Raw genomic sequence first — 19,826 nt, forward strand, 5'->3', positions numbered from 1 at the left:
TCCTTCCGCTTTTTACATCGCTAATTTTCGTTTTACATAACCGTTCATAAATAAAAGGATAAATACGGAACAGGCAGCAAGGGCAATGACTGCTCCGCGGACATCATGCATAAAAAGAAAAATGCCGCCGTAAATGATGATTTGCAATACACTTAATTGATATAACAATTTAACCAAAGCATTTTTTCGGAAATGACTTTCTAGCGGATATAAGTCAATCCATAAAATGAGCCGATGATGCTGGTATAAACTCATCATTTGAAAACAGCTTAAATAAACGAAAAGCACCGAAAATACTACCCTTACCCACATGTTTGGAACAAAGAGAATACAGACTCCACCTAAAATTAATAAGCGCAAGTACATGCCAATGTAATCGCTGCTCCGCACAAAGGTGATGCGGTATAAGTAATCATAGGTTTTTTCATTGTGAAATGGAATCCCTTTTGTCAGCAATGATACGAGCCACTTCCGTTCTTTCACTTTCGATTTCACTTGGGGAACTTCAGCAAACATATTTGCCGCTCTGTAAAAAGATTGCATCCGGCTTTGATCCTTTTCCAGCAAAAGTTCCCACTGAATTCCAAGTTGTCTTTTGCTGAGGCGATAGTCATAGAGAAAGATGGAAACAAATAATAACGTAACCAGTGCAGCAAACAGCATCTCACCACGTACGAGAAAGTACATTAATACGAGATTTAAAAACGACCGGGCAGTCAGATCAACCGTGCGAATGCTCCTGTCTCTCACCTTCAGCATCCACCAATTGGCGATTAAATTGGCAAACTTTAAGATGAAAATGATGATTAGCGTTAAAAGATAGATGCGGCCAGTCCGGTCAGGAAAAACAGCAAAATATAGAGGTCCCATCACTGCTGCTGCCAGAAAAACGAGATAAAGCTGAATAACAAAGCTATAAACTAAAGTATTGCGAAAGTAAGCGTTCATTCGATCTTCTGCCACAATGAGGAAATAAAGATCCGGCTCTTTTAATAAAGTGCGCACCGGACTGTAGCTGATTACGAATGCGAAAACGATACTAATAATAAAAGGACCAGGGAAATTTTGAGGGATTTGCATCAGCCATTGCTGATAGTAAACGGCCAAGGCGGAAACCAAAAACAGCATAACGATAATTAAATGGCCGTTAAAAATGTAGCGCAAATACCGGCTCAGTTCTTTCATATGGGAAGAGAACCGTTTTTTAAAAAAATCACTGGAATTAAACATGATCATCTTCCTTTGTTAAGCGCACATATAAATCATCTAAAGAAGCTTTTGGCATAGAAAATTGTTCCCTCAGTTCATCCAGATTTCCCATTGCCCTTATTTTACCTTCATGTAAAATGATAAACCGGTCACAATATTTTTCTGCCGTTGCTAAAATATGAGTAGACATCAAAACGCCGGACCCCTTTTCTTTCATTTGATCCATCCATTCCAAATAAGAATGAATCCCTAAAGGATCTAAGCCGACGAAAGGCTCGTCCACAATATATAACGGCGGTTCGATAAGGAAGGCACACATAATCATCACTTTTTGCCGCATTCCTTTAGAAAAATGGACAGGGAACCAATGAAGACGCTTTTCCATGCGGAACTCCTTCAGTAATGGCGGCAGCCGTTTTTCAAATGCATCTTTCGAGAGGCCGTAAGCTTGGGCAATTAACTGCAAATGTTCCAATAACGTTAATTCGTCATACAATATTGGCATCTCTGGAATGTAAGCCATAAATTTGCGGTATTCTGACGGGTTTTCCTGAAAGGTTTTGCCGTTGACACGAATCGTCCCCTTCTTCGCCTGCATCAGACCGATAATATGTTTAATTGTTGTACTTTTCCCTGCTCCGTTCAGCCCGATTAGCCCGACAATTTCCTTCGGATAGACGTCGAAACTAATTCCATGAAGTACATTTTTATGTGTATATCCCCCATATAAATCGGAAATTTCAAGTAGTGGTTCCACAAACTTTCCTCCTCTTTTCTTATGTTTGATTTTATCACTTCCGAAATGGAATTCCAAAAATTACTGCAGAAAATTTTTTGACAAAAAGATGTATATTCGGACAAAAACCGTTCAAAATAGTAGTGAAGAAACGAGGATGTACCAGCACTGCCAAAAATGTGTGTTGCTAAATGAGGTGTCAGTGATCGGGAAACTACAGTCTTAAATGTGTTTTAAATAAACACAAATGGGGTGTTAGTAAACGATACTGATCTGAATTTTAGGCAAATAACACAATAAATGAGGTGTTTGTGTTGGCCTTCTAATGCTTCGCCTACTTCCTCTTCTTAAGTAGGTTTTTGTAAAAAAGTTAAATCAATGTATTTAACTAGCATTACAAAGTCCCCACACATTAGAAGTTGCATCCTTGTTTCTTCACATACAGGCTGGCCCATGAAAATGGAGCTGGCCTGTTTTCTTGTTTTGACATATGCTCCTTTCTGCATAAAACGCAAAGATAATTTGGAACTTAGAATTTCGTTATGGAGCCTTTTAAATGAAAAAAGGTGTATAGAACCTCTCTATACACTTTTTGCAGAATAAACGGTCGAAAAGCTGCTTTAGAACATCCTGATAAGCACTTTCAGCTGAAAATCAATTGCCAAGTGTCTATAGTAATCGTCTATAAACACACTAAACGTTTCTGCCTATCTTACAGGATACCCTCTTCAATTGAGAGAAAACAGCACCGATAATTTCGCTATACAGCGGTCCCATTTTCCTTTACTTTCCCCTTCCTTCCCTTATAAAATAAATATAATAAATGTTACGAAAGAGAGGGAAAATCGATGAGCCATGAAGATTGCATCTTTTGTAAAATAATTAACGGGGAAATACCATCTGCGAAAGTGTACGAGGATGAGCATGTATACGCCTTTTTAGACATTTCCCAAGTGACAAAAGGTCATACGCTCGTTATTCCGAAAGTCCATACGAAAAATATTTTTGAAACGCCTCCGGAAGTAGCGAAAGAATTATTTGCCCGTGTTCCGATTATTGCCAATGCAATTCGCGACGCTTATCAGCCTTTAGGGATGAATTTGTTAAATAATAACGAAAGAGCAGCAGAACAATCGGTCTTCCATCTGCATATCCATTTAATTCCAAGATACGGAGAAGGCGACGGATATACGCCAAATTGGACGACCCATAATGACGATTACACTCCGGAAGATCTACAAAACATTGCTGCGGACATTGCCAAAGAAATAAAATAGCGGGAATTGATTCCCGCTATTTTTATTTATCCTCTTTCTAGTTATTTCTTAAATCAGAAAATTAATCCTTTTTAATTTTCCATACCTCTGATATAATAAAGGAAATTCTGCAGCTGACAACAGTGTACAGCTGAGAATAAGAAAGACGAGTAGAGCAGAGAAGAGGAGAGGATAAAAAATGAATATTCGCGTACTAATTATTTTATCGCTATTGGTAGGAATCGGCACGGTGCTGCATGCTGCCATTCCAGGTTTTACAATTGCTGGAGTAAAACCTGACTTGCTATTATCGATGATGTTTTTGGGGATCTTTCTATTTCCGAAAGCAAAGTATGTTTTACTATTATCGATTGTCTCTGGAATTATTGCAGCATTAACGACTTCCGCTCCGGGAGGACAAATTGCCAATATGATTGACAAACCGGTTTCTGCGTTTGTTGTATTAGGACTATTTTTGCTGTTGCAAAACAAATTAAACAACAATATTAACGCACCAGTCCTTACTTTTGTAGGAACATTCGTAAGCGGAACTGTCTTTGTAGCCGTGTTATCCGTCATTGCCAGCCTGCCAGAAGGCGGATTTATTGCTTTAATATTAACCGCCGTATTACCTGCAGCTGCAGTAAATACGTTAATTATGGTTGTCGTCTATCCAATTGTCAATGCGATATTAAAGCGTATGAAACCAATTACCGTATAAAAAATTTTAAAATAAACCTCTAGTGTTTGCTGCTAGAGGTTTTTCAAATTTTATTTTTCATCCTGCCTAAATTAGTATACAATGGGGTTAAGACTTGTTGAATAAGGAGGCTCCACTGATGTCAAAAACAAAATCGTTAGTATATGGTCTTGTTTTAGGTTCCAGCATTGCTGCAGCTGTCACCTTATTAACTGCTCCGGTTTCCGGGAGAGATTTACGCGGACGCATGCGAGAACAAGCTGCCGATGTAAAAGAAGTTTTAGCCAATTTGCTTGAGGACGGCATCCGGCTAAAAAAACAAATTAGGCAAACCTCAAAAGAAAGCGCTGTATTAATTAAAGAACTGACCGACGATATTAAAAAGTCTGTCGAAGAATGGAAAGAAACAATCGAACCACACCAAGAGACGATTCATAGTTATTTAGAGCAAATTGAAAGCAGTCTAAAAGAACTGGAAGAAAAGGTAAAAACCCTCAATTAACGTTCATACAACAGCACTCAACTCCCAATCCCTATTATGGAAATATGGGAGTTTTTATGTCTATGGATAAATTGGAGCCTTATCATTAATAATATAGGAGGTTCCAAAATGGAACCTCCTTTTACGTTACTGTTTCGGCTTTAAATCTTCAATGGAATCAATGTCCATATAATCCGGGACGACTAACCCAATTTTAGCTCCTGTTAAATTTTCTCCTAAATCTTCGAAACCATCTTCATATGCTTCATAGAAACTTTGGTGGGTAATCGGCATCCACGGGGCAAGAGAAGCATCCCCTTCTCCTGTGGCAATCGCTTCAAAGGTTACAGCTACATCCACCTCAGTAATCGTGACATCAAACCCTTTTTGCCGCATTACTTCAGCAACGACATTGGCTGATGCCCGTTCCGAATCCCAAGGCGTGGACACTAATTCGACGGTCACGCCATCTACGTCTTCCACCCCTTCGGTCCATGCCTCCACTTTATCCGGATTATTTTGTACCCATTGTATTGCTGCATCTTCAATCGCTACATCATTTTCTGCCGACTCATACATAATACTTTCCATATCTTCTACTTCCCATTGGAATTGATCCAATAGTTTGTAAGCGTTAGGCTTTTCTTGTTTCAGACCTTTCCGTACAATCGTTTTAATGACTTCCTCGCCGCCATAAATTCCCTTCGGATCATCCAAATATTTCAAGTTATCAAATTTGGCAAATTTCCAATGCGGGTTCCAGCCGGTTACGATGATCGGATCTTCATTATCGATGGCTTTCCCCAGCTCGGTAACCATCGCACCTGTAGAACCCTGCTCCAATTCCCATCCTGCCAAATTGTCATATTCTTCAATCGCCTTTTCTGTTGTCACGGTAATGCCTGCACCGGGCTCAATGCCGGTAATCGTATAGTTGACTGCATCACTATAATTAGTAAAATCCTCCGCATCCCCTTCTGAGCCAAATTCTTCTTCAGTTCCTCCACAGGCTGCTAACATTGCCAGTAAAATTGCAAACAACAGAAATCCAGTTTTTCTCAGCATTAAAATATAATTCTCCCATCCACTTTTTTTGTTATCCTTTCGAATATTTAAAATAGACTACCAATTAGCCTTATAGAAGAAGCTGATACGTTTGTATCAGCTTCTCTTTATTTTTTATTCTGCTCCTTCGGTCCATTCTGCAACCAGATCCGGATTTGCTTCTACCCATTCAGCAGCTGCATCCGCTGGATCGGCACCGTCTTGAATCGCTAGCATGACTTCTTCCATGTCAGCAGTATCCCAGTAGAAATTATCCAGAACTTTATATACTTCCGGCATATCTTCTTCTAGGCCTTCCCGAACCATCGTACCGATGTATTCTTCATCCCCAAACGTTCCATTCGGGTCTTCCAAATATTTCAAATCGTATTTTTGGAACTTCCAATGTGGGGACCAGCCGGTTACGATAATCTCTTCTTCATTTTGAATCGCCTGTCCCAGTGCGGTAGCCATCGCTCCGCTGGAGGATGTTTCTACTACCCAGCCGTCAAGATTTTCATACTCGTCCAGTGCTCTTTCTGATGCTGCAACAACCCCGGCGCCAGGCTCGATACCGGTAATTACTTGACCAGCTTCCTCAGAAAGATCGGCAATGGAATTTACATCCATGTAGGTTGGTACGACTAAGCCAATTTTTGCACCTTCAAGGTTTGGGCCTAAATCCACTACTTGGTCGCCGTATTGCTCCATTTGAGCCCCGTGGGTACCAGGCAGCCAGGCTGCAACCATTCCGTCTGCTTCACCCGTTGCTACCGCTTCCCACATGACCGCATTATCCAATGGAGTCAATTCCACATCGTATCCTAAATCTTCCAACACTTTTCCGACAACATGGGTGGAGGCAATTTCCGTATCCCATTCCACGTATACTAGCTCTACTTTGCCGCCATCGGCTCCGGTACTATCTCCTTCTTGGGAATTGCCAGATCCTGAACTGTCCTCCCCGGAACCGCAGCCTGCTGCAAACAAGGATAAGGAAAGTCCTGCAACTGCTCCAAGACGCTTCCAATTAAATAAAGACATAAAACAAAACTCCCCTTCTTAAAATTTATATGGAAACTTTTCATAGGTATGAAAAGATACCAACCTTAATCATCTTTCTTTTTATTGAAATTTTGTGTAATCCTGTCCATAATAATCGCCAAAATAACGATGGCAATCCCGGCAACAAAACCTGTACCGGCTTCTGCCCGCTGCAATGCGGAAAGCACTTCCCTTCCGAGTCCCCGGGCACCAATCATCGAGGCGATGACAACCATTGATAATGCCAGCATTACCGTTTGGTTAATCCCGGCCATAATCGTCGGTTTCGCCATCGGCAATTCTACTTTAAACAGCTTTTGGGCACCGGTACTTCCAAAGGCATCTGCCGCCTCTACCAATTCCTTGGAAACTTGGCGGATTCCTAAATTCGTAAATCTGACCGTAGGCGGCGTTGCGAAAATTAACGACGCAAACACACCAGGCACCATGCCGATGCCAAAGAACGCTACAGCTGGAATCAAGTAGACGAATGCAGGCATCGTCTGCATAAAGTCGAGAATCGGTGTAATTGCTGCATTTGCCACTTTGCTTTTTGACATCCAAATTCCAATTGGTATTCCGATCAAGACAGACAACAGACTGGCAAGCAAGACGAGGGTCACGGTATTCATTAAATCATCCCAATGTCCCTGGTTATAAATAAGCCATAAGCCGATAATCGAAAATATTGCTAAGCCAAACCTTTTGCCTGAAATAAAGAATGCCAATACGGCAATAGCCAAGATAAAAATAAAGGGCGGAATGTTCATTAATATATCTTCTGCCATAAATTCCATAAAATTCCCAAAGTGGGTATTTATCGGATTAAAAATAAAGGAAAATACGTCCGTTATTTTGTCCGTAAGCCATTCAATCCATTCCGCAATCGGAATTTCTGGAATAATATTTAATACGGGATCATTCATTGTCCAAATTCACCTCACCATTCCCGGCCAACGCAGCAATAACTGAGCCGCGCACGATAATTCCGGCTAATCTATCATTATCAACAACCGCCACAGGAATCGGTGAATCATAAATGATAGAGAATATTTCCTGTAAAGAAGTATCTTTGCTTACTGTCGGTATATCCGTTCTTAGTATTTCGGATAGGGACGTAATATTTTTCTTTCTGGCTTCGGATGCATCGTCAGCTGTAATATAGCCTTTCAACTTCCTTTTGCCGTCAATAACGAAAATACTGGAAATCCCTTCTTCCCGCATCCGTTCCAATGCAACCCGCGGTCCGTGTTTTTCAATATTTACCGTTTCCGGGCGCTTCATAATATGGCTGGCAGTTAACACTTTCGAACGGTCGACATCTTCAACGAAACGTTCCACATAGTCATTCGCAGGATTGACTAATATTTCCTCCGGCGTTCCAATTTGCACGATGGAACCGTCCTTCATAAGGGCGATTCGATCGCCGAGACGCAGCGCTTCATCTAAGTCATGGGTAATAAATAGGATGGTTTTTTGCATAGACGATTGCAAATCAATAAGTTCGTCTTGCATATCTTTGCGAATTAGCGGATCCAAGGCAGAGAAGGCTTCATCCATCAGCAAAATTTTCGGGTCATTGGCCAATGCCCTTGCCAATCCTACCCGCTGCTGCATTCCGCCTGATAGTTGTCCGGGTTTTTGCTGAAGATAATTTCCCAGACCGACTAGTTCTAATGCCTGTTTTGCTTTTTCTTTTCTCTTTTCTTTCGGCATATTTTGTATCTCTAAGCCAAACTCTGCATTTTCGAGGATACTGCGGTGAGGAAATAAAGCAAACTGCTGAAAAACCATGCTTAATTTTTCCCGACGCACTTGACGGAGCTGATGTTTATCCATCTTTGCCAAATCTTCTCCATCGATCAAAATGTCTCCTTCCGTCGGTTCTATCAGTCTATTGATTAAACGGACAAGAGTAGATTTTCCGCTGCCAGACAAGCCCATAATAACGAAAATTTCCCCTTGTTCCACCGAAAAGGCAGCTCGATTTACCCCAACGGTACAACCAGTCTTTTTTAAAATTTCTTCCTTTGTAGCTCCTTCTTCGAGCAGCTTCAATGCCTGCTTCGTATTTTTGCCAAATATTTTGGTTAAGTTTTTAACTTCTATTACCGGCAAAAAATTCACCTCTTTCTAATCCAAAAGACTTCATCAAGTTACTTTTCTACTATAAACTTTTAATTTGTTTTGCACAAACTTTAAATACGGGAAAATTTGAATAAAATTTTTATACAGTTTAAACTGTACGAAGAATACATTACATATGCTAACATTTCCTCCCATATCCTCGGAAATGCTCCCCAGTCTGTAATTTTCCAATTTAATAATTATAGTATATGCTGAACAAACAGAGGGGACTGGTATTTTTAATGGAACGAAAAGAAATGGACGATATTACAAAGAAAGCTATAGGAGAATTTGCCAAAACGCTTGAGTTATTTAGGTTATCTACAATGGAAGCCCGATTATTCGCCTACCTCTACATGACGAACAACACGTTAACATTAGACGAAATGAGCGACGCTTTAGGGAAGAGCAAGACGAGCATTAGTACGAATATACGCAGGTTATTGGAGTTAAACCTTGTGCAGCGGGTCTGGAAAAAGGGGGTGCGGAAGGACTTATACGAAGCAAACAGTCCATTGTTCAAAACGTTCATGAACCATTATTTGAGCGGATGGATAAATACAGCGAAACAACAGAAAGCATCGCTGGAAGAAATTTATGCCTCCATGGAAAAAGAGAAAACGGATTTGGACCGTTCCGAATTCCGTGAAATAAAATCCCGCATTAAAGAGATGATCGAATTCCATGAAAAAATCGAGCATTTATATACGGATATGAAGAACCACAACTTGCATTAAATACCTTCCTTATTCATAATCCGGATAAATTCATTCATTAAAGAAGGATAATATCCTTCTTTTTTTAATGCGAAAATTACTTCCGTCGGATGCAGCTTTTCATTTAGCATTCCGGCAAAATGAACGAGCAGGGAAGAAAAATCAATTAACCCTTCTTCTTTTTGTATTTCATATTCCTTCTGCAAATCATCAAGCAAACGGAACAATTCGTTATACTCTTCTTCTGTTATACGATGATCAATAATTAGTTTTATAAAGGGATATTGATGGATATCGATTACTTCGGACAATAGCCTGACATAGAAATCGGTTGTGTTCCTCTCGCCCATCATTTTACCCCTTTCATATTATCATTTTTCTCGAAAATGGTTTGTTTTACTCCGTTTTGCTTATTAACATATATTCGACAAAGGGATGCGGATTCCTCTTTCCGGCATCTTGATGTTGTATACTTTTTCTATTGTGTGTAAAAGTACTCGTGATTTCAACTAATATTATTCTTTGTTCAATTTGTCATCCATGCCTGATTGCTTGCCAGGGCTTAAAGACATAGAATAAAATGCGTCTTTTTCCGAAGGGAAACAAGTGATTTTTTCCTAATTGCTCGTTCCTACTATTTTTTTCACAATTACTTATGGTATAGTTAGTAAAGGAAAATATTCAGCAAAAGATTAGGAGTGTTTAAATGAAGAAATTAACAATTGGACTAGTGTCCCTTGCAACTGTTTTCACCTTGGCTGCCTGCAGCAACGATAATTCTGAAGTAGTTGTAGAAACGAATGCGGGCGATATTACAAAGGAAGAGTTTTATGAAGAATTAAAGGATCGCTACGGTGCACAAGTATTGGAAGAAATGGTCATGACCAAAGTGCTTGAAGGAAAGTACGAAGTAACAGATGAAGATGTGGAAAGCGAAATTGAATTTATGAAAGATACATACGGAGATTCCTACGATTTAATCGTCCAGCAAAATTTTGGCGATGAAGAATCTCTGCGCCAGCTAATACGCACTTCCCTCCTAAGAGAGCAAGCAGCATTGGAAGATGTTGAAATTACCGATGAAGAAATAAAAGAAAGATATGAGCGCAGCAAATACGAATTTGACGCCCAGCACATCCTCGTAGAAGATTTAGAAACGGCTGAAGAAGTGAAGCAAAAATTAGACGACGGTGAAGACTTTGCCGAATTGGCAAAAGAATATTCTGTTGACAGCTCAGCGGAGAGCGGCGGTGACTTAGGAACCTTCAGCGCAGGAAAAATGGTTAAAGAATTTGAAGATGCGGTCTACAGCATGGAACCAGGAGATATTAGCGATCCGGTAGAAAGCGAATTTGGCTTCCATATTATTAAAGTAAACGATAAACGGGAAGTAGAGGAAGATATCGGCGAATTTGAAGATGTGAAAGAAGAGCTTCGCCGGCAATTGGCTTCGGAAAAAGTAGATATGGCAAAACTGCAGGAAAAAATTGACCAAATGGTCCAAGAAGCAGACATAAATATTAAGATTAAAGAATTTAAAGACTTATTTACAGCGGATCAAGCTCAGGGCTAAATATTAGCATCAGTTGCCCATTGGCAAACTGATGCTTTTTCTTTTGCAAATTATTCAGATTCCCTTTTTCTTTTCTCCCTTTTTTCCCTTTCTTCCTGCATCCGCTGGATATACACCATGCCTTCTTTTTCAATAAATTCCTGTTCCAGCTTGCGTTCTGCCTGCATCGCCCGAAAGGCCATATATCCGCTAAAAAAGATTAGTACAATGACGATGACGACCCAAAACGGCATGTCCAATTCCGATCACACCCCTTGTCCAGTATAGTTATACTATCCAATCTATATGAACAAGGCGGGGAAATTATACGTTTCTATCATTACTCCATAAAGGTCGGCTTATAAAATGCCCGGTTGTCCATGGCAAAGAGCCGATCAGTGAATTCTCCCGGGTTCACCTTATCCAGTGCCCGATTAAGCATATTTAGCTTTGCATCCAACAAATCGATTAGATGGAGGATTTCAGCTTCCCGGACTAACGGCGGAGTCGGGCTTCCCCATTCCGCTTTTCCGTGATGGCTAAGAACGAGATGCTGAAGGATCAACACTTCTTCTCCTTCAATTTGCAGTTCTTTGGCGGTCATGCCGATTTCCTCTACCATCATCGGAATATGGCCAAGCAGTTTTCCATCGAGCGTATATGTTGTCGATACGACGCCGGATAATTCCCTTAACTTTCCTAAATCATGAAGCATAATTCCGGCATACAGCAAATCTTTGTTTAATTCCGGATACAGTTCGCAAAGTTTGCCTGCAATTTGCAGCATGCTGACAATATGGTGGGCTAGACCGGATGCGTACTCGTGATGGTTTTTTGCTGCTGCAGGATAATCGAGCAGCGGTTCGTGATATTTTTTTAATATGGCCCTTGTCATACGCTGAATGGATGGATTTTGGATTTCAAATAATGCTTCCGTTATTTTCTTCCATAACGTATCCTTATCGACCGGGGCATTTTCGATAAATTGGGAAATAGAAACGCCATCCGAAGGATCTGCCAGTCTTATCGATGAAATGCGCAACTGGTTTTTCCCCCGAAATTGATTAATTTCCCCTGTCACTTTGACAATTTTTTCTTCTACATAAGCAAGCTCGTCTTCTTTCGTCGCATCCCATAGTTTTGCCTCGATTTCCCCCGTCTGGTCCCGGAGAATCAATGTCAAAAATGGATTTCCCGTACTCGTAATTCCTTTTCGCGCTTCTTTAATCAGCAAAAAATCGTCAAAGGACGTGCCGACACCAGCATAGCCGATTCCTTTTTTCATCTTGTTATCCCCTCTCCTAAAAAAATATAGGATTGACAATTTACAGCCAATCCTATTGTTTTTTCGGTATAAACTTAAAAATTTCCCCCGATTCTACTACTTTAATAAAGTTCATTAGCCACTCATAATAATTTTTCGCGTAATGGAGCTTGTTTAAATCTTGTTCAATCTGTTCAATAAGCCGGGCATCTTTCGTTGCCTGCCGTAATTTTTCTAATTTTTCAATCGTCTCTTCCGCCTCTTCTATATTTGTTTCTGTCTGTTTTCTCCAGCGGATTCCAAATAAAGAAGTAAAGGATTTATACCAATCCTCTTCAGACTGATAGAGGTCTTTCCGAATTCCTTTTTTATAAGTAGATTCCACCATTTTCATATCAGCTAAAGCCCTGACACCTGTAGACATGCTCGTTTTGCTCATCGATAATGCATCCCGCATATCATCCAGTGTCATCGGTTCGTTGGCGAAATATAAAACACCGTATAAGCGCCCTACAGAAGGTGTTATTCCATATAGGTTCATATTTTTTGCAATGACTTGGATAAATTTTTCGATGATTTCTTCATGTTTTTCCCAGCTTTTTTCATCCATACGTTCTGACAATGCTAGTCCCTCCACCTACTGTAATATGAAAATAGTTTATCACTATTTTTTTGATTATGCGAATTGGCTTTCCAAAATTATCTTATCATTATCACTAAAACTTGCCACTATTTCTTCCTTGCACGTAAACAATAATACTTGCTGTGTTTCGGAAAGCTTCTGAATTTGTGTTATCATCCTGTGCAGCCGGATAGAGTCAAAATGAAGAAATGCATCGTCAATAATAAACGGGAATGGATAGGTTTTCTGAAACATGATGCTGATTGCCAGCCTTAATGCAATGTACAGCTGATGTATCGTTCCTTGGGATAATTCTGGAAGGACAAACCTTGTTCCTTGTTCATCTTCCACTTGAAATGGCATCCCTTCCATCGGCGGGTATACTTTTATATATTTGCCGCCGGTTAAGGAACGGAAAATTTCGGATTGTTTCTCAATTACTTTCACCAAATACTTTTCCTGATACTGCCGTTTCGTTTCGTTTAACGTTTCAATCGCAGTCTTATATACGGACCATTGCTTCGCCAAATGCTCCAGCTCTTCCTTTTCCAATGTAAATTGATGGAGAAGGGTTGAGTAAGTTTCTGACGATTCCATCTTTTGAATCTCTGCCTGATAAAATGCATTTTTTTCCTGTAATTGTTCCAGTTCCTTTTCCAGCCGGTCGATTTCCTCGGACAACAAATTAAATTCATATTCTATCGATGCTTCATTGACATTTCTCTTCAGCCATAATTGCCAAATTTCTTCAGGAAATACCGTGTTCAATTGCCTCTTGCATTGCCGCATCTCCCTCACCATGCCCTGCTTTTCTTCCAGCTTTTTCGCCTTCTCATAAAAATCATCTTCCGTTTCTGCCCCGGCAGAAAGAAGCAGCTGGTCCTTTTCATTTTCATACACTTCCAATTTCTTTTGCAGCTGTTGCAGCTTTTGCTCAATCTCTGCTAACAGCTCACGATAATGGGTGATTTCTTTTTCGTACCGTTCCTCGGCTGTTAATAATGTATTGAGCCGTTCTAATAGAGAAGATGCCTTTTCCTCCGACTGGAAAAATTGCTGCAATTCTTTCTCAAATGCAAGGAGAGATGATTGGATGAAGCTTATTTGTTCTTCCACATATTGGAGCTCTTGACCTTTTGCAATTAGCCGTTTCACCGCATGATAAAGCTCCGGCCAGTATGTAACGTCCACTTCTTTGAGAAAAGGGTATGCAACATATTGTTTCCGCAGCTGTTCCGCTATTGCCTCCTTTTTCATCAGCACCACTTTTCGCTGTTCCTTAATTCTCCGATGCCTTAATTCATTTTCCAGCAGCATATCCTTTAATTTTTGATATTCCTGCCGGAGGCTTTCCTGTTTTCTGACTTCCTCGGCCAGACTTTTGTCTTCCTTCAAATCGGTTCTTCCTTGAGCATTCAGGGGCTGCTGAAAAACATTTGCCATTTCTTTTGCAGCCTGTTTTTGCAATAGCCATGGAATAAAGCCGGTCAAAAAGAAAAATATACTAAATAAATAAAATGCCGTTTCTTCCTGGAAGAAGCCGAAAATAGCGGCCGATACTGATATAACGATACTAAGGAATAAAAAATTTCTAGCCAGCTTTTCTTTTTTCTTCGTCTTTTTTTTCCACATTGCCTGCTGACGCTGCCACTCCGATTGGAGCTTTTGCATATAATGTTTTTCTTTTTCTTCCTCCAGCTTCCTTTTTGAAGATAAGTACTCCTCGTCAGACTGCATTTCTTCTGCCAGCGCATCCATTTTCGCCGATAAAGCTTGCCTTTCCTGTTTCCAGCTGATTTCTTCCTCCTGCAGCCGTTTTTCTTCCAGCTGCACCTGACTTTGTTCCTGCTTCAGCTGATTCCATTGCTGTTCCAAGTGAAAAGGCATGGTGACGGATAGCAGCTGTTCTTGCGTCAACGGCAAATTTAACCGTTCCAATTCGGTATCGAGCTGTACTTTTATTTCCTTTGCCTTTTCGTTTAATTGTGCATATTTCTCCTGCTGCTGCTGAAATAGCGGGATCCGCTGACCGAGGGACTGCGCTTTCTGGTAAATATTTTCCTCCAGCCTTTTTGCTGCCAACGTTTCGATTTTTTTGTTTATGTTTTTGGCGTTTTCCTTTAATACTGTTAATTCGCTGCAGAGCGGCAAAAGCTGAGAGCGGATATGTTGCAGCCGTTCCAGTCCATGTTCTGGAAAAGAAATTTGCCATTCGTCTGCCTTTAATCGAAGGGCGGCATTACGATAGTCCTCCAACACCGGCAGCAACTGTTTTACTTTTTCCAATTCATAAAGCTTTTGCTTTTTCTGTTCAATGTCTCCTTTTAGCTTAAGAATTTGTTTCTCCGTCTGTTCGGAAGCATTGACTTTTTCCCGGTAAGCCGCTTCTTCGCTTTGCATTTTTTTTAAGGAATGATGAAGCTGGACTAACTTTTCCAATTGCTGATTAATAACCGGCTTTTTCCCGTAAGGCTTGAAAAGATCGGACATTTTCTTTTCCAGTTCTTTTTCGAGGAAATAAATCCGTTGGGAGCCGGAAATGCTGACGCTCAGCAAAATCTCACCGAGGTCCCTTTCATCCACTTTATCCAATTCATTTAATTCCGTTGCGGAAAAAGAGAAGATGGCTTCGTATTGTTTTCTCGTCATTCCCCGCAACCGTTCCTTAAACCAGTCTTCTGACATCGTCATGCCATTTTCCAAATAACAGACGGCAGCGCCATTTTGCACATGGTCCAGCCGCTCCACTGTATAGAGGCCGGTTTCTTCCTCCCAAATCGTTAACCTCCCGCCCATGTTCCCCCCGGTTTTCGGCCGGTAAAATTCCCGCTGTTTTGGCGGAAGACCAAATAACATAAATAAAAAGAAATTCCGTAATGTGGATTTTCCCGACTCGTTTTCCCCATAAAAGCAAATTAGGGACCGGCCGGTAAAATCAAACGTGACGTCCTGCCACTTCCCAAATCCGATAACTTTCCCGCTAATAAATTTCATCTGTCATTCCTCCAACAGTCCATGGAGCAGTAATTTTTTTGCTTTCATTTTAATTTCTTGTTCATCTTTTTCGGTCAAAGTAGCAAGGAATTTTCTACCATGCCGGTGTCGGTATAATTCGGATACATACGGTAAAACGGCAGCCTCTTCCATATGTTGCATCATTTCGTTTAGAAACGGATTGTTTGAATCGGATTCAAAATCGTGCTCTGTTTTTGTCGTTACACGGAAAATATACTGCCAAGGCACCTGTACAGCTAAAATTTCATTGACGAGCTCAATCATATCTTCCAAACGATGACTGTTTTCCCATTCTGTCAATAAAGGATGTTTCCCTCTTATCTGCAAATCGATTAATTGTGGAGAAGAAAGCTGCTTCTCCTGTAATTTGTTTAAAACAACCTTTTCCAATTCTTGAATTTCACGACAATGGGAAACGTCAACTTCTGCAGGAACAATCTCCAATGCTTGCAGCGGAATAAACGCCAGTTCTGCTCCGGTTTCTGATAAGGTCACGTAATAACAGCCCTTTTCTCCAGTTTCTTTCCGGTTTCTTCCCTGGATATTCCCCGGATAGACGACAGGCGGGTCCGAATGGAGTGTCTGCCGTTTATGGATATGGCCTAAAGCCCAATAATGGAAAGGTTTCTCCAATAGTTCCCGTAACGTGAAAGGAGCATATGTATCATGCTCTGTATTGGATTGAACACTCCCGTGCAAGGTAGCAATGTGAAAGGGAATGTTCTCATCTTGAACGCAATACTCCCGTGTTTTGTTCTCTGTTACCGCCTGCTGTTCATAACTAAAGCCATATATATTTGCCAGCCGTTTTCCGTTTTTTTCAAAAGTAAAATGGGATACGCCTTCTTCGGGAAAAATAAACACATTGTCCGGATAGGTAACCGGGTGAATATTTCCTTGAATATAGTCATGATTTCCATAGGAAAGGTAGACGTTGATACGATGTTGCTCCAATTGTTCAAAGGCCCGCTTCAATCGGATTTGCGCCTTTAAACTTTGCTTTGCATTATCAAATAAATCCCCGACAAGCAGGACAAAATCCACCTGCTTCTGTATGGCAATTTGGACGAGTCTGTCCAAGGCTGAAAACGTACTTTCTTTTACATCTTGAAACAGTTCCTCCGGCATTTTGCCAAATCCTTGAAATGGGCTGTCCAAATGCAGATCAGCAGCGTGGATAAAAGTTATTTGTTCCACCCCATTCCCCCGCTTTCCTCTTATTTCATAATAGATTTATTGTAGCAAACATAAAATGAGAATGCACGTTCTATATTGTGCAGATCAAATCCAATTGCAATAAGAATGTCAGCTTCTAAACGATAAGCCCGTGATTACAAACTATCCTTATCATTTTCTTTTTCCGTCATATATTTTATAATAAATTTAGAATAATTCGTTTTTTTGGAGGGGAAGCAAGTTGCAGGAATATACATTAACCGTGTTTGAAAAGTCAGGAGAAAAGCTGCTCGATGAAACATTCACTGCTCAAAATGCCGAGGAAGCTAAAATGATTGGCCAGAAAAAGCTGGAAGAAAAAGGCTATACGGAAAAAACGTACCGTTGCGTATCACCAGATGCTAAATTAATTCTTTTTCATTCATAAAAAAACTTCATTCAGGCGGAATTCACCGCTGAATGAAGTTTTTTCCCTTACATGCTATCTGGATTTCCATACAGTTCATCCAACGGTCTCATAATCACTTGGCTGATCAGCTGGATGACGCCATTAACCCGCTGTTCTTCTTCCATGAGCCGGGTAATATTTTCATGCTTCTGCACCTGTTCAACAATTTCCCTTGCTCTCGTCACTTCTTCTTCCGTAATGTCTAAACCTTGCATTTGTTTTTCCTGCAGTTCAAATTGGATGCGGCGAAAATTCTCGAACATGGCTTTTGCATCTGCATTCGTCATGACAAGTTCATATGCCTGCTTTAAATTTTGAAATTCTTCGCTTTCCCGGATTGCTTGTTCTAATTGGGCTGCACTTTCCTGAATATTTGTCACTTATTTTCCTCCTTCAATATTTCTTTTAACTATAACAAACAGAATATGTAAAGTATACTGAAACGATTAATCTTTTGTCTTATACCAGCATGCAAAGGGGGAAAGCGACATGCTTTCCCCCACTCTCCATCTATATGAATTTGTTAAAAGTTTCCTCCACCTAACTGCTGTTGAGCTGTTTGGACAAGGCGTTTCGTAATTTCTCCGCCAACAGAACCGTTTGCACGGGAAGTTGTGTCAGCACCTAAATTTACGCCAAATTCTTGCGCAATTTCCATTTTCATTTGGTCGATTGCTTGTTGAACACCAGGAACTAACAATTGGTTCGAATTGTTTGTTGCCATGTTATTCACCTCCTTTTGTACTCCCTATTGTCCTCAAGAAGGCTGTATCTTATAACAAATTATCGCTGGTAAATTGTAGCTATATCTCCAATAAAAATGAACCCGCCAAATTTAGCGGGTTCATTGTGAATTGTATTATTTTGGATGGGTCATTTCTTCCGGTTTTACGTATTGATCGAACTCTTCGGCTGTAAGAATGCCTAATTCGACCGCTGCTTCCTTGAGCGTCGAATTGTCCGCATACGCCTTTTTAGCAATTTTCGCTGCATTTTCATAGCCGATATGCGGATTTAATGCAGTGACGAGCATTAAAGATTCATTTAAGTTTTTCTTAATTTGTTCATGATTTGGCTCGATGCCCTTCGCACAGCGCTCGTCAAAAGATACGATGCTGTCAGCGAGCAATTGGGCAGATTGCAGGAAGTTATAAGCGATAACCGGCTTAAATACGTTCAGTTCGAAGTTTCCCTGACTGGCTGCAAAGCCAATCGTTGCATCATTTCCCATCACCTGGGCAGCAACCATTGTAACGGCTTCGCTTTGAGTCGGATTTACTTTTCCAGGCATGATGGAACTTCCCGGTTCATTGGCAGGAATCGTAATTTCCCCAATTCCGCAGCGCGGACCGCTCGCCAGCCAGCGGACGTCATTGGCAATCTTCATCATGTCTGCCGCCAGTGCTTTCAAGGCGCCGTGGGCATAGACTGCCTCATCATAGCTTGTCAAAGAATGAAATTTATTTGGTGCAGGAACAAAATTTTTTCCGGTATATTCGCTGATTGCAGCACATACCCGTTCTGAAAATTCCGGATGGGCGTTCAAACCGGTACCTACTGCTGTACCGCCGATTGCTAATTCTTTTAAGTGCTGAACGCTTTCTTTTACCATCATTTCCGATTTTTCCAGCATCCGATGCCAGCCGCTGATTTCTTGTCCTAGAGTAAGCGGAGTTGCATCTTGCAAATGAGTACGTCCGATTTTAACAATATCCGAAAAGGCTTCCATTTTTTCTTTTAGTGTTGCTTTTAATTGGCCAATGGCAGGAAGCACTTGATCCTCCAGCTTCAGGACAAAAGCAGTATGCATTGCTGTCGGATATGTATCATTGGAGCTTTGGGATTTGTTCACATCATCATTTGGATGCAGTCTGACGTCTTCTCCCTGTTCTTCGAGCCATTTATTTCCAACATGGGCGATTACTTCATTCACATTCATATTCGATTGGGTTCCGCTTCCTGTTTGCCATACTACAAGCGGAAAATGCTCATCCAATTTTCCTTCTAAAATTTGGTCGGCTGCAAAACCGATTGCTTCAGCTTTCTTCGGATCCAGCAAACCGAGATCGCTATTTGCCTTGGCAGCGCTTTTCTTTAAAATGGCAAAAGCATAAATAATTTCCCGTGGCATTTTTTCCGTACCGATTGGAAAGTTTTCTTTGCTTCGTTGTGTCTGAGCTGCCCAAAATTTATCTGCAGGCACCTTCATTTCCCCTAATGTATCTCTTTCTACACGAAATTCCATCCGGTATTCCTCCCTATGTAAACTTTTTCATACCTTCTCTATTGTATCAAATTTTCTATATAATGAAATAGTAAAACTATTTAAGTTTACCGATTTTCTTTGTTATACCTTCAATCCATTCGTATTTTTTAATCGAAGAAACTTGAATTTATATTTCTGTGTGGAAAAAGTTTATTTTTACCAACACAAAT

The 19,826-nt window shown here is 40.6% G+C and carries 21 protein-coding genes; 6 read left to right on the forward strand and 15 right to left on the reverse strand.

From position 1 onward, the window contains the following. Nucleotides 1–12: 12 nt before the first annotated feature. Both IEV18_RS05430 and IEV18_RS05435 read right to left on the reverse strand, forming a co-directional pair. Complete coding sequence (locus IEV18_RS05430) at nucleotides 13–1,230, reverse strand: ABC transporter permease (protein WP_188391367.1); 1,218 nt, start codon at nucleotides 1,228–1,230, stop codon at nucleotides 13–15. Further along, nucleotides 1,223–1,966 (reverse strand): ABC transporter ATP-binding protein, encoded by a 744-nt coding sequence (locus IEV18_RS05435; RefSeq protein WP_188391368.1) that lies wholly within the window; start codon nucleotides 1,964–1,966, stop codon nucleotides 1,223–1,225. The genes IEV18_RS05430 and IEV18_RS05435 overlap by 8 nt, the downstream gene beginning before the upstream one ends. An 827-nt stretch (nucleotides 1,967–2,793) precedes the next feature. Between IEV18_RS05435 and IEV18_RS05440 the strand changes: the two genes are divergently transcribed. The 3 genes from IEV18_RS05440 (at nucleotide 2,794) to IEV18_RS05450 (ending at nucleotide 4,403) form a co-directional block, all read left to right on the forward strand. Continuing rightward, nucleotides 2,794–3,222, forward strand: coding sequence for an HIT family protein (locus tag IEV18_RS05440; RefSeq protein WP_188391369.1), 429 nt, complete (start codon nucleotides 2,794–2,796; stop codon nucleotides 3,220–3,222). A gap of 178 nt (nucleotides 3,223–3,400) precedes the next feature. Continuing rightward, the gene (locus tag IEV18_RS05445; RefSeq protein WP_188391370.1) at nucleotides 3,401–3,922 is read left to right on the forward strand and encodes a tryptophan transporter; all 522 of its coding nucleotides are present in this window, start codon (nucleotides 3,401–3,403) and stop codon (nucleotides 3,920–3,922) included. 118 nt (nucleotides 3,923–4,040) lie between these two features. Next, nucleotides 4,041–4,403 (forward strand): YtxH domain-containing protein, encoded by a 363-nt coding sequence (locus tag IEV18_RS05450; protein WP_188391371.1) that lies wholly within the window; start codon nucleotides 4,041–4,043, stop codon nucleotides 4,401–4,403. A gap of 126 nt (nucleotides 4,404–4,529) precedes the next feature. Here IEV18_RS05450 and IEV18_RS05455 read toward each other — a convergent pair whose 3' ends face one another. The 4 genes from IEV18_RS05455 to IEV18_RS05470 all read right to left on the reverse strand — a co-directional run bounded on the left by IEV18_RS05455 (nucleotide 4,530) and on the right by IEV18_RS05470 (nucleotide 8,588). Then, the gene (locus tag IEV18_RS05455) at nucleotides 4,530–5,447 is read right to left on the reverse strand and encodes a glycine betaine ABC transporter substrate-binding protein (protein ID WP_188391372.1); all 918 of its coding nucleotides are present in this window, start codon (nucleotides 5,445–5,447) and stop codon (nucleotides 4,530–4,532) included. Between the two features lie 114 nt (nucleotides 5,448–5,561). Further along, nucleotides 5,562–6,470: a glycine betaine ABC transporter substrate-binding protein gene (locus tag IEV18_RS05460; protein ID WP_188391373.1), complete on the reverse strand. Its 909-nt coding sequence runs from the start codon at nucleotides 6,468–6,470 to the stop codon at nucleotides 5,562–5,564. Nucleotides 6,471–6,535: 65 nt separating this feature from the next. Further along, a complete protein-coding gene (locus IEV18_RS05465; protein ID WP_188391374.1) occupies nucleotides 6,536–7,396 on the reverse strand; it encodes an ABC transporter permease in 861 nt (286 codons plus the stop codon). Next, nucleotides 7,389–8,588 carry a quaternary amine ABC transporter ATP-binding protein gene (locus IEV18_RS05470; protein WP_188391375.1) on the reverse strand — a complete coding sequence of 400 codons (1,200 nt, stop codon included), beginning with the start codon at nucleotides 8,586–8,588 and terminating at the stop codon, nucleotides 7,389–7,391. Before IEV18_RS05470 ends, IEV18_RS05465 begins: the two co-directional genes overlap by 8 nt. A gap of 251 nt (nucleotides 8,589–8,839) precedes the next feature. Between IEV18_RS05470 and IEV18_RS05475 the strand changes: the two genes are divergently transcribed. After that, nucleotides 8,840–9,334, forward strand: a complete 495-nt coding sequence (locus tag IEV18_RS05475) for a GbsR/MarR family transcriptional regulator (protein WP_188391376.1) — start codon at nucleotides 8,840–8,842, stop codon at nucleotides 9,332–9,334. Here the strand turns inward: IEV18_RS05475 and IEV18_RS05480 are convergent. Further along, a complete protein-coding gene (locus IEV18_RS05480; protein WP_229733555.1) occupies nucleotides 9,331–9,663 on the reverse strand; it encodes a DUF1878 family protein in 333 nt (110 codons plus the stop codon). The two genes, IEV18_RS05475 and IEV18_RS05480, sit on opposite strands and share 4 nt — an antisense overlap. Nucleotides 9,664–10,019: 356 nt before the next feature. On the opposite strand from IEV18_RS05480, the gene IEV18_RS05485 reads away from it, so the two are divergent. Further along, a complete protein-coding gene (locus IEV18_RS05485) occupies nucleotides 10,020–10,886 on the forward strand; it encodes a peptidylprolyl isomerase (protein WP_188391378.1) in 867 nt (288 codons plus the stop codon). Between the two features lie 50 nt (nucleotides 10,887–10,936). Here the strand turns inward: IEV18_RS05485 and IEV18_RS05490 are convergent, their stop codons facing one another. The 5 genes from IEV18_RS05490 to IEV18_RS05510 all read right to left on the reverse strand — a co-directional run bounded on the left by IEV18_RS05490 (nucleotide 10,937) and on the right by IEV18_RS05510 (nucleotide 16,963). Further along, the gene (locus IEV18_RS05490; RefSeq protein ID WP_188391387.1) at nucleotides 10,937–11,119 is read right to left on the reverse strand and encodes a sporulation YhaL family protein; all 183 of its coding nucleotides are present in this window, start codon (nucleotides 11,117–11,119) and stop codon (nucleotides 10,937–10,939) included. A gap of 86 nt (nucleotides 11,120–11,205) precedes the next feature. Then, nucleotides 11,206–12,150, reverse strand: coding sequence for a 3'-5' exoribonuclease YhaM (yhaM, locus tag IEV18_RS05495; protein WP_188391379.1), 945 nt, complete (start codon nucleotides 12,148–12,150; stop codon nucleotides 11,206–11,208). A gap of 52 nt (nucleotides 12,151–12,202) precedes the next feature. After that, on the reverse strand, nucleotides 12,203–12,739 hold the full coding sequence (locus IEV18_RS05500) for a GbsR/MarR family transcriptional regulator (RefSeq protein ID WP_188391388.1): 537 nt from the start codon (nucleotides 12,737–12,739) through the stop codon (nucleotides 12,203–12,205). 66 nt (nucleotides 12,740–12,805) lie between these two features. Beyond that, nucleotides 12,806–15,745, reverse strand: coding sequence for an AAA family ATPase (locus IEV18_RS05505; protein ID WP_188391380.1), 2,940 nt, complete (start codon nucleotides 15,743–15,745; stop codon nucleotides 12,806–12,808). Between the two features lie 3 nt (nucleotides 15,746–15,748). Then, nucleotides 15,749–16,963, reverse strand: coding sequence for a metallophosphoesterase family protein (locus tag IEV18_RS05510; protein WP_188391381.1), 1,215 nt, complete (start codon nucleotides 16,961–16,963; stop codon nucleotides 15,749–15,751). Nucleotides 16,964–17,183: 220 nt separating this feature from the next. Between IEV18_RS05510 and IEV18_RS05515 the strand changes: the two genes are divergently transcribed. Beyond that, on the forward strand, nucleotides 17,184–17,369 hold the full coding sequence (locus IEV18_RS05515) for a YhzD family protein (RefSeq protein ID WP_188391382.1): 186 nt from the start codon (nucleotides 17,184–17,186) through the stop codon (nucleotides 17,367–17,369). A gap of 47 nt (nucleotides 17,370–17,416) precedes the next feature. Here the strand turns inward: IEV18_RS05515 and IEV18_RS05520 are convergent, their stop codons facing one another. The 3 genes from IEV18_RS05520 to fumC all read right to left on the reverse strand — a co-directional run bounded on the left by IEV18_RS05520 (nucleotide 17,417) and on the right by fumC (nucleotide 19,635). Further along, complete coding sequence (locus IEV18_RS05520; protein ID WP_188391383.1) at nucleotides 17,417–17,770, reverse strand: YlbF/YmcA family competence regulator; 354 nt, start codon at nucleotides 17,768–17,770, stop codon at nucleotides 17,417–17,419. A 143-nt stretch (nucleotides 17,771–17,913) separates the two neighbouring features. Further along, on the reverse strand, nucleotides 17,914–18,114 hold the full coding sequence (locus tag IEV18_RS05525) for an alpha/beta-type small acid-soluble spore protein (RefSeq protein WP_188391384.1): 201 nt from the start codon (nucleotides 18,112–18,114) through the stop codon (nucleotides 17,914–17,916). Between the two features lie 135 nt (nucleotides 18,115–18,249). Continuing rightward, nucleotides 18,250–19,635, reverse strand: a complete 1,386-nt coding sequence (gene fumC, locus IEV18_RS05530; RefSeq protein ID WP_188391385.1) for a class II fumarate hydratase — start codon at nucleotides 19,633–19,635, stop codon at nucleotides 18,250–18,252. Nucleotides 19,636–19,826 lie beyond the last annotated feature (191 nt).

The organism is Compostibacillus humi (assembly GCF_014637175.1).
Lineage (GTDB): Bacteria > Bacillota > Bacilli > Bacillales > Amphibacillaceae > Oceanobacillus > Oceanobacillus humi.